Below are 13557 nucleotides of genomic sequence, written 5' to 3' on the forward strand. Positions count from 1 at the left end.
CGGAGCGAAGAGTGGGGCGGATGCCGCGGCTCGCGGCGCGCGTGCGGCGCGAGCCGCGGCATCCGTCGCCGGCGATCAGGCCGGGATCAGGGTGTACTTCGTGTCGAGGAACTCGTGGATGCCCTCGAAGCCGCCCTCGCGGCCGATGCCCGACTGCTTGACGCCGCCGAAGGGGGCGGCCGCGTTCGAGACGAGGCCCGTGTTGAGGCCCATCATGCCGGTGTCGAGGCGGTCGATCATGCGGTGACCGCGGGCGAGGTCCTGCGTGAACACGTAGGAGATGAGGCCGTACTCCGTCGAGTTGGCGAGGCGCACGGCCTCGTCCTCGTCGGCGAACGTGGTGATGCCGAGGACCGGCCCGAAGATCTCCTCGCGGAGGAGTCGGGCGTCGTCCGCGACGTCGTGGAGCACGGTCGGCGCGTAGAACGAGCCCGCGCCGTCGATCGGCGCACCCCCGGCGAGGACCGTCGCGCCCTTGGCCACGGCGTCCGTCACCAGCTCGTGCGTCGACGCGACCGCGTCGTCGTCGATCAGCGGTCCGATGTGCACGTCGTCCTCGGTGCCGCGGCCGACGCGCATCGCCTGGACGCGCTCGGTCACGCGCCTGGCGAACTCCGAGGCCACCGACTCGTGCACGATGAAGCGGTTCGCCGCCGTGCACGCCTGGCCGATGTTGCGGAACTTCGCGACCATCGCGCCCTCGACCGCCTTCTCCAGGTCGGCGTCCTCGAACACGACGAACGGGGCGTTGCCGCCGAGCTCCATCGAGGTGCGGAGGATCCCCTGCGCCGACTGCTCGATGAGCTTGCGGCCGACCTCGGTCGAACCCGTGAACGAGAGCTTGCGCAGGCGCGGGTCGGCGATGATCGGGGCCGAGACCTTCGACGAGCTCGTCGTGGTGACGACGTTCACGACGCCCTTCGGCAGCCCGACCTCCTCGAGCAGCTGCACGAACGCGATGGTCGTGAGCGGCGTGAGGGCGGCGGGCTTGACGACCACGGTGCAGCCCGCGGCGAGCGCCGGGGCGATCTTGCGGGTCGCCATCGCGAGCGGGAAGTTCCACGGCGTGATGAAGTACGACGGTCCGACGGGGCGCTGGGCGACCACGATGCGACCGGTGCCCTCGGGGTTCCAGCCGTAGCGACCGGTGATGCGCACGGCCTCCTCGCTGAACCAGCGGAGGAACTCGCCGCCGTACTTGACCTCGCCGCGCGCCTCGGCGAGCGGCTTGCCCATCTCGAGCGTCATGAGGAGCGCGAAGTCGTCGGCCCGCTCCATGAGCGTGTCGAAGGCGCGGCGGAGGATCTCGCCGCGCTCGCGCGGCGCCGTCGCGGCCCACGACGCCTGCGCGTCGACGGCCGCGTCGAGCGCGCGGATGCCGTCGGCGGCCGACGCGTCGGCGATGGTCTTGATCACGGCGCCGGTGGACGGGTCGCGGACCTCGAAGGTCTTCCCGCCCTCGGCGGCGACCCACTCGCCGCCGATGAAGAGGCCGTCGGCGACCTGGTCGAGGAGTGCGGATTCCTGCGTTGCAGTGGTCATGCTCGGATGTCCGTTTCGTTCGGTGTGCGCTGGTGGCGCGCGATCACGGGTAGAGGCCGCGGAGGCGGTGCGCCTCGGCGACACGCTCGACGGCCAGTGCCGTGGCGGCGGTGCGGAGCGAGAGGTCGCGGGCCTCGGCGTAGCCGAGGACATGACGCCAGGCGTTCAGCATCCGCTCCTCAAGTCTGCTCTCGACTTCGTCGACCCGCCACCAGTACGCCTGGTTGGCCTGGACCCACTCGAAGTACGAGACGATGACACCGCCCGCGTTGGCGAGGATGTCGGGGACGACCAGCACGCCGCGCTCCCGGAGGATGGCGTCGGCGGCGGGCGTGGTGGGGCCGTTCGCGCCCTCGACGACGACCGTGGCGAGCACGTCCGCGGCGTTGCCGCCGTGCAGCACGCCCTCGACGGCAGCCGGCACCAGCAGGTCGACGTCCTCGGTCAGCACGGCGTCGCGGTCGAGCGCGTCGCCGCCGGCGAACCCGACGACGGAGCCGGTCGCGCGCACGTGGTCCGAGAGCGCCTCGACGTCGAGCCCGGCGTCGTTGCGCACGGCGCCGTACTGGTCGCTGATCGCGGTGACGGTCACGCCCGCCTCGGCGAGGAAGCGCGCGGCGTCCGCGCCGACCTTGCCGAAGCCCTGCACGGCCGCGGTCGCGCGACCGGGCTCGATGCCGGCGTGTCGCAGCGCCGCGAGCGCGATGTGCGTCACGCCGCGGCTCGTGGCCGACGCACGCCCGAGCGATCCGCCGAGCGAGATCGGCTTGCCGGTGACGATGCCGGGCACCGTGTACCCGGAGTTCACCGAGTAGGTGTCCATCATCCAGGCCATGGTGCGCTCGTCGGTGCCGATGTCGGGGGCGGGGATGTCGCGCTCCGGCCCGATGATCGGCAGGATCTCGCTGGTGTACCGGCGTGTGACGCGCTCGAGCTCGCCGACCGAGTGGTCGCGCGGATCGATCGCGATGCCGCCCTTCGCGCCGCCGTAGGGCACGTCGAGCAGGGCGCACTTCCAGGTCATCCACATCGCGAGCGCGCGGACCTCGTCGAGGTTCACGTTCGGCGCGTAGCGGAGGCCGCCCTTGGCCGGGCCGCGGGAGAAGTTGTGCTGCACCCGGTAGCCGAGGTACACCTCGGTCTCGCCCGAGTCGCGGCGCAGCGGCACCGCGACCGCCAGCTCGCGCCGCGGGGTCGCGAGCATGCGGTGGAGGCCGTCGCCGTAGCCGAGCAGCTCGATCGCCTCGGCCAGCTGGGCGCGGGCGTCGACGAGCGGGGTGGGCTCGGCGTCGGCGATCGCGGGCACGGATGCCGCGTCCGCGAGGATCACGGGCGACGCCGTCGTCGCCGTCACGGGGTTCATGCGCTGCGCAGTCCTTCCGCGACGACCTCGAGGCCCTCGACGAGCAGGTCGTCCGAGATGGTGAGCGGCGGGAGGAAGCGGATCACGTTGCCGTAGGTGCCGCACGTGAGCACGAGCACGCCGTTGGCGTGGGCGTGCGCGGCGACCTTCGCCGTGAGCGCCGCATCGGGCGCGCCGGTGACGGGGTCGACGAGCTCGACGGCGACCATGGCGCCGCGGCCGCGGACGTCGCCGATGCGCGGGTCGGCGGTGCGGAGCGCGTTCAGGCGGCCGATGAGCACCGAGCCGATCTGCTTGGCGCGCTCGATGAGGCCGTCCTCCTCGTAGGACTCGATCGCGGCGAGCGCCGCGGCGCAGGCGATGGGGCTGCCGGCGTAGGTGCCGCCGAGGCCGCCGGCCATGGCGGAGTCCATGATCTCGGCGCGGCCGGTGACGGCCGAGAGCGGCAGGCCGCCGGCGATGCCCTTCGCGGTGACGATGACGTCGGGCACGATGCCCTCGTGCTCGCTCGCGAACCAGGCGCCGGTGCGGGCGAAGCCGGTCTGCACCTCGTCGGCGATGAAGACGACGTCGTTCGCGTTCGCCCACTCGACGAGCGCTGACAGGAAGCCGGGGGCGGGCACGATGAAGCCGCCCTCGCCCTGGATCGGCTCGATGATGATCGCGGCGAGGTTCTCGGCGCCGATCTGCTTCTCGATCTGCGTGATGGCGCGGGCCGCGGCCTCGGCGCCCGACAGGCCGCCGTCGCGGAAGGGGTAGCTGAGCGGGGCGCGGTACACCTCGGGCGCGAACGGGCCGAAGCCGTTCTTGTACGGGATGTTCTTCGCCGTGAGCCCCATGGTGAGGTTGGTGCGGCCGTGGTAGGCGTGGTCGAAGGCGACGACGGCCATCTTCTTCGTGTGGTGGCGTGCGACCTTGATGGCGTTCTCGACGGCCTCGGCGCCCGAGTTGAACAGCGCGGTGCGCTTCTCGTGGTCGCCGGGGGTGAGCTCGTTGAGCTTCTCGGCGACGGCGACGTAGCCCTCGTACGGCGCGACGGTGAAGCAGGTGTGCGTGAACGCGTCGAGCTGGGCCTTCACCGCGTCGACGACACGCGGGTTCGAATTCCCGACGCCGGTCACGGCGATTCCCGAGCCGAGGTCGATGATCGAGTTGCCGTCGGCGTCCACGATGACGCCGCCCCCGGCCGCGACGACCGAGACGGGGATGGTGTGCCCGACGCCCTTCGCGACGGCCTGCGCCTTGCGGGCGATGAGCTCCTGCGAGCGCGGGCCCGGGATGCTGGTGACGAGGCGGCGCTCCTGCGGGAGGGCGGGGCCGCCGACGGTGGTGGCCGTGGGTTCGACGATGGTCATGGGGTGCTCCGATGCGGTGACGACGGTGGCGATGTCGGGCAATGGTAGGCAGCCCGAAACGGATGCCACCCCCTCCCCGATGTACACTCGAACCCACGATGCTCGACGCGGCGTACATCGAGGAGGTTCCGTGAAGCCCACCGTGCGCACCCTGCTGGGCCGTGACGACCTCGCGCTCAGCCTGCTGACCGACGAGTCGGCGCTGCCGGCCACCGCACTCGACGCGCCCGTCCCGTGGGTGCACAACTCCGACCTCGAGGACCCGGCCCCGTTCATCGAGCCCGGGCAGGTTCTCCTCACGACCGGCACGCAGTTCGGCGCCGACTCGGGCAGCGACGACCCCGCCGGCTTCGACGCGTACGTCGCCCGCCTCGCGGGCGCCGGCATCTCGGCGCTGGGGTTCGGCACCGAGGTCGTCCGCGACGGCACGCCCGCCCTGCTCGTCGAGGCGTGCGCGAAGCACGGCGTTCCGTTGTTCGAGGTCCCCTACCGCACGCCGTTCATCCGCGTCGCACGCACGATCGCCGAGCTCAACGCGGCCGACGCGAACGCGCGCCAGGCCTGGGCGCTGCAGGCGCAGCGCGCCATCTCGCTCGCCGCGCTCCGCCCCGACGGCCTCGGTGCGACGCTCAGCGAGCTGAGCAATCGGCTCGGCACCTGGGTCGGGCTCGTGGATGCCGCGGGCGCCCTCGACCGCGAGGCCCCCGTCGGCGGACTCGGCCAGCCCGCACTCGGCGAGGTCGTCGGCGAGGCGCGCTCGATGCTCCGCCGCGGCCAGCGCGCGAGCCGCACGCTCGAGGCGGGCGCCTCGGTGGGCAGCACGCAGCGGATGACCCTGCAGACGCTCGGCGCCGGCGGCGCGCTCCGCGGCGTGCTCGCCATCGGCGACTCCCCCGAACTCGACCAGGCCGGCCGCGAGGTCGTGACCGCGGTCATCGCGCTCGCCGGGCTGGCGCTCGAGCAGAACCGCGACCTCGACCGCGCGCGGGGACACCTGCGTTCGGGCCTGCTGCGCTCGATGCTCGCGGGCGACGTCGAGCTGGCGGCCGAGGTCTCGGCGGAGATGTGGGGCCCGCTGCCGGCCGATCCCGTGCGCGTCGCCGTGGCCGACCTGCCCCCCGAGCACGCCGACCGCCTGGCGGAGTTCCTCGAGCTCCAGGTCGACGACCGCAGCGGCCGCCTCTTCTTCGGCCGCGACGGCGAATCGGTCGTCATCGTCTGCGAGGACGCCGACCGCGAGGTCGCCGACGAGGTCGCGAACGAGTTCGACGTTCCCGTGGGCGTCTCGGACGCGGCATCCGTCTCAGAGCTCGCGCGCCTGCACGAGCAGGCGCTTCGCGCCGTGGACCGAGCCCGCGAGACCGCACCGGGCGTCGTGTGGTTCGACGACATCAGCCGGCAGGGGGTGCTCGCCTTCCTCGCGCGCACCGACGCGCGCGCAGTCGCCCGGGCGACGCTCGAGCCCCTCATCGAGTACGACCGCGAGCAGGGCACGACGCTGCTGGAGACCACGCGCACCTGGCTCGAGCACGGCGGCCAGTTCGACGCGACCGCGCAGGAGCTGGGCGTGCACCGCCACACCGTGCGCAGCCGGATCGCGCTCGCCGAGAAGCTCCTCGGCCGCGACCTCTCCGGCTTCCACGCGCGCGCCGACCTCTGGGCGGCACTGCTCGCGACCGACTGACGACGGCGCGCGGCGAGCCCGCGAGGCCCTACCGGCCCCGCACGCGTCGGCGTACCCTGACGGGAGGACGAGGAGGTTCGCGATGCAGGCGACGGTCGGTGATCGGCTGGTCATCCACGGCAAGCAGGTGGGCAGCGCCGAGAAGCACGGCGAGGTCCTCGAGGTGCGCGGCTCCGACGGCGGCCCGCCGTACCTCGTGCGATTCGACGACGGACACGAGGCGCTGCTCTATCCGGGCGCCGACTGCGAACTCGAACACGCCCACTGAGGCGCTGCGGCGGCGCCCGGCGGTGTCCGCCCGGCCTGCGTCCGTCGCGACGGATGCCTCGCGATAGCGTGGAGGGCATGTTCCACTCGTACGCGGCGATCGGCGACAGCTTCACCGAGGGCGTCGGAGACGAGCTGCCCGACGGCGTCTCCCGCGGCTGGGCCGACTTCGTCGCCCTCGGCCTCGCGAAGGCCGCCGCGCCGGAGCCGGTGCGCTACGCCAACCTCGCGATCCGGGGCCGCAAGCTCGGCCCGATCATCGATGAGCAGCTCGAGGCGGCGATCGCGCTCGGGCCCGAGGTCATCAGCTTCAACGGCGGCGGCAACGACATGCTGCGCCCGCGCATGCCGGAGGAGGTCGTCGCCGACCGGTTCCGGCTGGCGATCCACCGCATCCGCGAGGCCGGGATCCACGTGCTCATGCTGAGCGGAGCGAACCCGACCGACCACCTGCCGCTCGGGCGCGTGTTCGACGCGCGCGGCTCGCGCCTCACGGTCGCGCTGCAGGACCTGGCGCAGCTCGACGGCGTGACGTTCGTCGACAACTTCGGCGACCGGTCGCTCCGCGACATCCGCTACTGGTCGGCCGACAAGCTGCACCTCAACTCGCTCGGGCACGCGAAGGTCGCCTCGAACGTGCTCACCGCGCTCGGCGTGCCGGTGCCCGAGGAATGGGGCGTCGCCGAGGTCGCCGCCGCGCCGGCGGGGAGGAAGAGCCGCAACACCGCGACGTACTACCGCGAGTACGTGCTGCCGTGGATCGGCCGCCGGCTCACCGGCCGTTCATCCGGCGACGGCCGCACCGCCAAGCGGCCCGCGCTCGAGCCCGTCGCACTCGACGCCTGACGCATGCGGGGGTCGGTCGGCTGCGGCGGGGCACCGGTCAGTCGGCGAGCACGCCCTCCACGAACGCGCGAGTCCGGCGGGCGAGGCCGTCGATGCGCGCCCACGCGTGGGCCCCGCTGCGCACCTCGGCGGGCGCGAGCGGCGCATGCAGGCGCACGTTCTCCTGGCACGACAGGTCGCTGCACACGTACGTGCCGACGGTGCTCCCGTTCCGGCCGGCCTCTCCGGCGCGACGCGCGGAGAACATGGTGACCTGGTTCGCGGGCTGCTGCGTGTGGCAGAGGTTGCACATGCCGGCGCGGAAGCGCGACGCCGGCGGATCGGCCGCCCGGAGGACGATGCCGACGGGCTCGTCGTCGATGAGCGTGACCAGGTAGCCGCGTCGGCCTGCCTTGCGGTCGCGCCAGGCGAGCGCATCGACGTGCTCCCAGTCGACCAGCAGGTACTCCAGCGGCAGCTCGAGCTCCTCGAGCTCCCGATCGGTCGCGTTCACGAACGACGACCGGAGTTCGTCTTCGCTGAGCGGACGCATCCGACCCCCCTTCGACCCGAACCAGTGTAGGCGCGTCGGCCGGGGTGCCGGACCTCAGCCGAAGCTCGGGCGCGGACGGTCGTCGGTCCGCGGGCACCACCCAGCGGGGGTCCGGTCGTAGGCGGCCGCCGGGCCGTGGGCGACCAGGCCCGCGAGCGCGTCGAGGAAGCGGTCGACGTCGTCGGCCGACGACCCGGCACCGAGGCTGACCCGCAGGCCGTTGGCGCGGGTCGCGAGGCGATCGAAGAACGGGTGCGCGCAGAAGCGACCGGCCCGCACCGAGATGCCGTGCTCCGCGGCGAGCGCGGCGGCGACGAGCCCGACCGATCCGCGCTCGAGCTCGATGGTCGCGATCCCGAGCCGGTCGTCGAGGTCGCCGAAGCCGCGCAGCACGCGGATGCCCGGCTGGGCCGCGAGGCCGTCGTGCAGCCGGGCGGCGAGGGCGTCCTCGTGCGCGCGTCGGGCGTCGTCGCCGAGCCGCTCGAGTTCGGCGAGGGCCCGCGCGAGCGCGGCGGCACCGACGACGTTCGGCGTGCCCCCCTCGTGTCGCTCGGCCCCGGTCTTCCAGTCCGCGGACGCGACCGACACCGCCTCGACCGCGCCGCCGCCGGCGAGGTGCGCAGGAGCCGCGTCGAGCCAGTCGGCTCGGCCCACGAGCGCCCCGGCCCCGAACGGCGCGTACGCCTTGTGCCCCGAGAACGCGAGGTAGTCGATGCCGGATGCCGCGAGGTCGACACGTCGGTGCGGCAGCAGTTGCGCGGCGTCCACCGCGAGTCGAGCGCCGTGCGCGTGCGCGAGCTCGGCGAGCGCGTCGAGCGGCAGCACCTCGCCCGTGAGGTTCGAGGCGCCCGTGGCCGACAGCAGTGCCGCGGGTGTGCGGGCGAGCTCCGCCGCGAGCGCGTCGAGGGTCGCGGCGAACGTCGGGCGGGCGACGACGACGCGTCGCCCGCGGCGCTCCCACGGCAGCAGGTTGGCGTGGTGCTCGATGTCGAGCACCACGGTGTCACCGGGCACGGCGCCGGCGAGCAGGTTCAGCGCGTCCGTGGTGTTGCGCGTGAGGATCACGAGGTCGTCGAGCCGAGCGCCGGCGTGCCGCGCGACGCTCACGCGTGCGTCCTCGAGCAGGGCCGTCGACGCCTGCGACGCGTAGCCCGTGCCGCGGTGCACGCTCGCGTAGTAGGGCAGCACGGCGGCGACGTGCGCCGCGACCGCGGCGAGAGCGGGGGCGGATGCCGCGACGTCGAGGTTGACGTGGCGGACCCGCCCACCGCCGAGCACCGGCACCTCGAGCCCGGCGTCGACGAGCTCGGCGAGCGGGCCGGGCGCGACGCGCGAGGCGCGGGCGTCGTCGAGCGCGCCCTGAGCGGCGGGCACGGTGGTCGCGGTGCTGGTCATGACGCCTCCTGGCTGGCGGGTCCGTCGAGGCTACGGAAGCCCGACGCGCCGCCTCAACGGCTCCTCGTCACCGTGCGTCACGACGCGACACGCGGCGCAACACGGCCCCGCTGTCAAGCGCCACGAGCACGTTTCCGCGGCGGCCGTACGATTGACCCATCCGGCGCGCTCGCGCCATCCGCCCACCCCGAACCGGAGCACCCCACGACGTGACGACGAACGAGTCCGACCAGCCCCGCGACGACCGCCCCCCGATCGAGGGCGACGCCTTCCACCGGCGCGTGCCCGACGATCGCGGACTGCAGCTCAGCGGGGTGCCCGAGCTGGTCCTGGTCGAGCCCGACGCCGAGCACGCGCGCTTCGACCGCGACGACCTCGTGGTGCGCCGCGGCCAGTTCGCGCTGCGGAACGGGCACGCGACCCCGCACGAGTCGATGGTCGAGGACCTCCTCGCCGTGGCATCCGCACTCGACGCCGCCCGCGTCGACTACCTGCTCGTGCGCCGCGACGGCGGACGGCCCGTGATCGCGGTCGACCGCCGCGACCGCAAGCGCGTGGTCCGCTCCTTCGCGCGCGCCTTCGCGAACGAGCCGTTCTACTCGGCGACGCTCATCCCCGAGAAGGCGAACGACGCACCCGACGTGCTCGTCGCCGACGGCTCGCTCTCATCGGCGCGCAAGCCGCTCGCGGTGCGCCTCTACCGACCGCGCATCGAACCGGTCGGCCGCCTGCGCTACGGCGCGGAGTCCGCCGTCCAGCTGGAGTTCTGGCGTTTCGGCGACGACGTCATCGAGGCCCCGATCGAGAACGCGCTGATGCGCCGCACCCTCCCGCGCGGCGAGGCGGTCGAGGAGACGGTGCACCTGCACGGTCGCGACTGGCGCACGCTCGAGCACATGTGGCAGCCGCTCGCGAGCGACGTCGACTTCGAGATCGACATGGTGTTCTCCTGGGTCGACGGGTCCGACGTCGAGTTCCTGCGCGAGCGTGCGCGCCGCATGCAGACCTACGTCGTCGGCGAGGGCGACGACTCCGAGGCCCGGTACCGGCAGATCGACGAGCTGAAGTACGCACTGCGCTCGGTCTACCTCTTCGCACCGTGGGTGCGCCGCATCTTCATCTGCACCGACTCGCGGCCGCCGGCGTGGCTCGCCAAGCACCCGAAGGTCACGGTCGTGCGCGCCGAGGACATGTTCGCCGACACCGAGGTGCTGCCGACGTACAACTCGCACGCGGTCGAGAGCCAGCTGCACCGCATCCCCGGCATCGCCGAGCACTTCCTCTATTCCAACGACGACATGTTCTTCGGGCGGCCCCTCTCCCCCGACCTGTTCTTCTCGCCGGGAGGCGTGACGAAGTTCGTGGAGGCGGGCACGCGCATCGGCCTCGGCGAGTCCGACCCGAGCCGGTCGGGTTTCGAGAACGCCGCGCGCGTGAACCGCGCCCTGCTCCACGAGCGGTTCGGCAAGGTCACGACGCGCCACCTCGAGCACTGCGCGGCACCGCTCCGCCGGAGCGTCATGGCCGAGCTCGAGGCGACCTTCCCCGACGAGTTCCGCCGTACCGCGGCGAGCCGCTTCCGCTCGGCGACCGACATCTCGGTGACCAATTCGCTCTACCACTACTTCGCGCTCCTCACCGGGCGCGCCGTGGTGCAGACCGACGCCAAGGTGAAGTACATCGAGACCACGCTGCAGCGCGCCCTGCCCGCGATGAAGCGCCTGCTGAAGCGCCGCGACATGGACATGTTCTGCCTGAACGACGGCAGCTTCCCCGAGATCTCCGTCGAGGAGCGCACCGAGGCCGTCATCGACTTCCTGGAGCGCTACTTCCCGTTCGCGGCGCCGTGGGAGAAGCCGCAGGCGGATGTCGCTGCCCGGACCTCGGCGACGGACGAGCGGCCGAGCCTCACGGCCTGAACCGGGGCTGCGCGCCGGCCTACGGCCGGACCGCGAGCGTCGACGGCGTGGCGGCGAACGACACCGACCCGGCGTCGGACGAGGCGGCCACGGGCGCCGCGGCATCGGCGATCACGATGCCGTCGGCCGCGAGGCGACGGGCCGACTCCTCGGCGTCGATGAAGTCGAGCGGCGCGTGCTCACCGAGCGGGACGACCGAGTGGAGCACGGTCGTCGGGTAGACGTGCACGAGGTTGAAGGCGCGCGCCCCGTCCCACCCCCGCGTTCCGCCGGCGGGCACCGTGAGGTCCTGCGTGTAGCAGCTCGCCGACGCGACCGAGACCGGCACGCCCGCGAAGGTCGCGGTCGACGAGTAGTGCAGGTGCCCGGCGATGATCGAGCGGATGTCGCTGCCCGCGACGACCTCGGCGAGCGCGGCCTGGTCGCGCAGCTCGACGGAGACCGCGAGGTCGAGCACGCTCGGCACGGGCGGGTGGTGCATCGCGAGGATCGTGCCGTGCGGCGCCGGGATGGCGAGCTCCTCGGCCAGCCAGTCGAGCTGCTCACCCGTCACCTCGCCGTGGTGGTGGCCCGGCACGGTCGAGTCGAGCGTGATCACGCGGAGGCCGGCCACGTCGTCGACGCGGTCGACGGGCCGCTGCCCGCCGATGCCGTCGCCGAGGAGGCCGCGGCGGAACGCGTCGCGCTCGTCGTGGTTGCCCATGACCCAGATCACGCGCGTGCCGAGGCGTGCGGCGACGGGGTCGACGATGCGCCGGATCAGCTCGTACGCCTCGGGCTCGCCGCGGTCGGCGAGGTCGCCGGTGAAGACGATGGCATCCGGCCGCCCACCGGACGCCTCGAACTGCTCGAAGAGCTCCTGCAGGTGCCGGTCGGCCGCGACGCGATCGTAGAGCCGCCCGCCGCCTGCGAGCAGGTGCGTGTCGCTGACGTGGACGAGGAAGTGCGACGGCCGAGGGTGCTCGGCCTGCCGGGTGCTCACGTGGGCTCCGATCGTTGCGGGGTGCGTCCGGGTGGAGACGACGCTAGCGCACCACACCGATCCGAACGACAGGTGACGACGGAGTGTGACGGGGCTGAACGCGACGGATGCGCGGCCGCATCCGGGCCCTCAGTCCTTGTTCTTGTCGGGACGGTTGCTCGCACCGGGCGGATCCGGCCGACCGTTGCCGGTGGGCTCCTCGGTCGCCTCCGGCACGGTCGTGGGCTCCGGATCGGCCGTCGGATCCGGGGCGATCGCCGGCTCGTCGGCGGGAGCGGTCGGGGCGGGCGTCGCCGACGCACTCGGCGGCGCGGTCGTCGGCGTCGGCGACCCGGACACGGGGCTGGGCATCACGAACTCGGAACCGGGTCTGGGCCTGGAGCCGTCGTCGACCGGGTCTCCTTGCTCGGCGACCGGAGGCTGGGCGATGACGGCGGCCGTCGCGGTGAACGCCGCGCCCGAGACGACGAGCGCGCCGATGACGAGCACGAGGAGGCGGTGCGCGGAGACCCACGGGAGCACCGGCCCGGCGCGGAACCGTGCGACCGCGCCCGCGACGGCCGCGAGCCCGGCCGCGATCGCGGCGCCGACGGCCGTGGCGGCCCGGCTCAGCGGCCCGGCCGAGACGGTCGGAGGGGCCGCGTGTCGGCCTCGCCGCCCCGCACCCGGGCTCGCACCGGGGTCTTCCATGCCGTCCATCGCCTCGTCCGTCGTTCCGTCGCAGTGCAGCAGCATACCTGCGGATGGGCGGGACTGCCTCCCGAACGGGGGGTCTTGACGTGCCGGGGCGGATGCGCCATCCGCTCGCCGACGAGTGGTCAGGCGACCGCCCAGCCGACGAGGTACGCCTCGACGGCGACCTGCGGCACGACGACGACCGGGCCCGCGAGGTTCATCAGCAGGTCGGAGTTCGTTCGGCCCAGCGGCAGGAACCCGCGGCTCGCGGCGCGTCGCCCGGTGACCGTGAGCACGGCCCGCCGGGACACCGCGATGAGCGCCTCGGCGGCGTCGCCGCCCGTGCTGCGGACGTCGATCTGCACGTCGGGCGCATGGTCGGCGACGCTCGCCACGGCGCGCTCGAGTGCCCGCTCGTGCATCTCGTCGCCGTCCGCCGCCCGCAGGAGGACGAGCGGCTCCCCGAGCCTCGCAGCCTCCTCGGCGGCGAAGCGCACGGCGTCGTCGCTGTCCGACCCCTCGGACACCCCGACGGCGACGCCCGACCGGCCGCGCCACGAGGTCACCGGCACGACGGCGCTCGGCGACGCGGCGACCGCGGCCAGCTGCAGGCTGCGCGAGCCCAGCGCGCGGCCGTGGAAGTACCCGACCTTGTGCGTGCCCACGACGACGAGATCTGCGTCGCGGGACGCCTCCGCGAGCGCCAGGATCGGGCTGCCGACCTCGACGACACCGCGGACGTCGACCTCGGGCGCCGACCGTCGGGCCACGTCGACCTCGCGTTCCGCGCGATCCTCCGCGGTCGCGCGGAGCTCGGCGAGCGCCGACCCGCCGAGGCTGCCCCACCCGTCGTCGACGACCGTGACCAGCACCAGCGCATCAGCGGTGCGCTGCGCTCGGGTCGCCGCCCATTCGACGGCGGCCCGGCTGGCGACACTCCCATCTGCGCCGACCACGATCGTCATGGGACCAGCATCCGCGCCGGTGGCCCCCGTAC

Annotated in this window: 12 protein-coding genes; 4 read left to right on the top strand and 8 right to left on the bottom strand. The window is 73.6% G+C overall.

The genetic code is table 11. The features are described 5' to 3' along the window. Window positions 1-75: 75 nt before the first annotated feature. The 3 genes from ABME02_RS13810 to gabT are packed head-to-tail and all read right to left on the bottom strand — an operon-like array spanning window position 76 to window position 4260. The gene (locus ABME02_RS13810; protein ID WP_353815929.1) at window positions 76-1542 is read right to left on the bottom strand and encodes an NAD-dependent succinate-semialdehyde dehydrogenase; all 1467 of its coding nucleotides are present in this window, start codon (window positions 1540-1542) and stop codon (window positions 76-78) included. Window positions 1543-1585: 43 nt separating this feature from the next. Then, a complete protein-coding gene (locus tag ABME02_RS13815) occupies window positions 1586-2905 on the bottom strand; it encodes a Glu/Leu/Phe/Val family dehydrogenase (protein WP_353815930.1) in 1320 nt (439 codons plus the stop codon). After that, complete coding sequence (gene gabT, locus ABME02_RS13820; protein ID WP_353815931.1) at window positions 2902-4260, bottom strand: 4-aminobutyrate--2-oxoglutarate transaminase; 1359 nt, start codon at window positions 4258-4260, stop codon at window positions 2902-2904. The genes ABME02_RS13815 and gabT overlap by 4 nt, the downstream gene beginning before the upstream one ends. Window positions 4261-4390: 130 nt before the next feature. On the opposite strand from gabT, the gene ABME02_RS13825 reads away from it, so the two are divergent. The 3 genes from ABME02_RS13825 (at window position 4391) to ABME02_RS13835 (ending at window position 7057) form a co-directional block, all read left to right on the top strand. Further along, window positions 4391-5944 carry a PucR family transcriptional regulator gene (locus ABME02_RS13825; protein ID WP_353815932.1) on the top strand — a complete coding sequence of 518 codons (1554 nt, stop codon included), beginning with the start codon at window positions 4391-4393 and terminating at the stop codon, window positions 5942-5944. A gap of 82 nt (window positions 5945-6026) precedes the next feature. After that, on the top strand, window positions 6027-6212 hold the full coding sequence (locus ABME02_RS13830) for a DUF1918 domain-containing protein (protein ID WP_155050358.1): 186 nt from the start codon (window positions 6027-6029) through the stop codon (window positions 6210-6212). Window positions 6213-6289: 77 nt separating this feature from the next. Continuing rightward, complete coding sequence (locus ABME02_RS13835) at window positions 6290-7057, top strand: SGNH/GDSL hydrolase family protein (RefSeq protein WP_353815933.1); 768 nt, start codon at window positions 6290-6292, stop codon at window positions 7055-7057. A 37-nt stretch (window positions 7058-7094) separates the two neighbouring features. Here the strand turns inward: ABME02_RS13835 and ABME02_RS13840 are convergent, their stop codons facing one another. Together ABME02_RS13840 and ABME02_RS13845 are read right to left on the bottom strand one after the other, a co-directional pair. Next, window positions 7095-7589, bottom strand: coding sequence for an FBP domain-containing protein (locus tag ABME02_RS13840; protein WP_353815934.1), 495 nt, complete (start codon window positions 7587-7589; stop codon window positions 7095-7097). 54 nt (window positions 7590-7643) lie between these two features. Then, the gene (locus tag ABME02_RS13845; protein WP_353815935.1) at window positions 7644-8984 is read right to left on the bottom strand and encodes an aminotransferase class V-fold PLP-dependent enzyme; all 1341 of its coding nucleotides are present in this window, start codon (window positions 8982-8984) and stop codon (window positions 7644-7646) included. A 314-nt stretch (window positions 8985-9298) separates the two neighbouring features. Between ABME02_RS13845 and ABME02_RS13850 the strand changes: the two genes are divergently transcribed. Continuing rightward, complete coding sequence (locus ABME02_RS13850; RefSeq protein ID WP_353816014.1) at window positions 9299-10903, top strand: stealth family protein; 1605 nt, start codon at window positions 9299-9301, stop codon at window positions 10901-10903. 19 nt (window positions 10904-10922) lie between these two features. On the opposite strand, the gene ABME02_RS13855 is transcribed toward ABME02_RS13850, so the two are convergent. The 3 genes from ABME02_RS13855 to ABME02_RS13865 form a co-directional block, all read right to left on the bottom strand. Next, window positions 10923-11885 carry a phosphodiesterase gene (locus tag ABME02_RS13855; RefSeq protein ID WP_353815936.1) on the bottom strand — a complete coding sequence of 321 codons (963 nt, stop codon included), beginning with the start codon at window positions 11883-11885 and terminating at the stop codon, window positions 10923-10925. Window positions 11886-12014: 129 nt separating this feature from the next. Beyond that, entirely contained in the window at window positions 12015-12584 is a 570-nt protein-coding gene (locus tag ABME02_RS13860; protein ID WP_353815937.1) for a hypothetical protein, read from the bottom strand. Window positions 12585-12703: 119 nt separating this feature from the next. Beyond that, on the bottom strand, window positions 12704-13525 hold the full coding sequence (locus tag ABME02_RS13865) for a universal stress protein (protein WP_353815938.1): 822 nt from the start codon (window positions 13523-13525) through the stop codon (window positions 12704-12706). Window positions 13526-13557 lie beyond the last annotated feature (32 nt).

Origin of the sequence: Agromyces zhanjiangensis, from assembly GCF_040496055.1 — a bacterium.
Lineage (GTDB): Bacteria > Actinomycetota > Actinomycetes > Actinomycetales > Microbacteriaceae > Agromyces > Agromyces zhanjiangensis.

Bases quoted from the DNA above. Each gene is read 5' to 3' on its own strand.
- ABME02_RS13810 (WP_353815929.1), bottom strand. From the start codon at position 1,542: ATGACCACTGCAACGCAGGAATCCGCACTCCTCGACCAGGTCGCCGAC.
- ABME02_RS13815 (WP_353815930.1), bottom strand. From the start codon at position 2,905: ATGAACCCCGTGACGGCGACGACGGCGTCGCCCGTGATCCTCGCGGAC.
- gabT (WP_353815931.1), bottom strand. From the start codon at position 4,260: ATGACCATCGTCGAACCCACGGCCACCACCGTCGGCGGCCCCGCCCTC.
- ABME02_RS13830 (WP_155050358.1), top strand. From the start codon at position 6,027: ATGCAGGCGACGGTCGGTGATCGGCTGGTCATCCACGGCAAGCAGGTG.
- ABME02_RS13835 (WP_353815933.1), top strand. From the start codon at position 6,290: ATGTTCCACTCGTACGCGGCGATCGGCGACAGCTTCACCGAGGGCGTC.
- ABME02_RS13840 (WP_353815934.1), bottom strand. From the start codon at position 7,589: ATGCGTCCGCTCAGCGAAGACGAACTCCGGTCGTCGTTCGTGAACGCG.
- ABME02_RS13845 (WP_353815935.1), bottom strand. From the start codon at position 8,984: ATGACCAGCACCGCGACCACCGTGCCCGCCGCTCAGGGCGCGCTCGAC.
- ABME02_RS13860 (WP_353815937.1), bottom strand. From the start codon at position 12,584: ATGGACGGCATGGAAGACCCCGGTGCGAGCCCGGGTGCGGGGCGGCGA.
- ABME02_RS13865 (WP_353815938.1), bottom strand. From the start codon at position 13,525: ATGACGATCGTGGTCGGCGCAGATGGGAGTGTCGCCAGCCGGGCCGCC.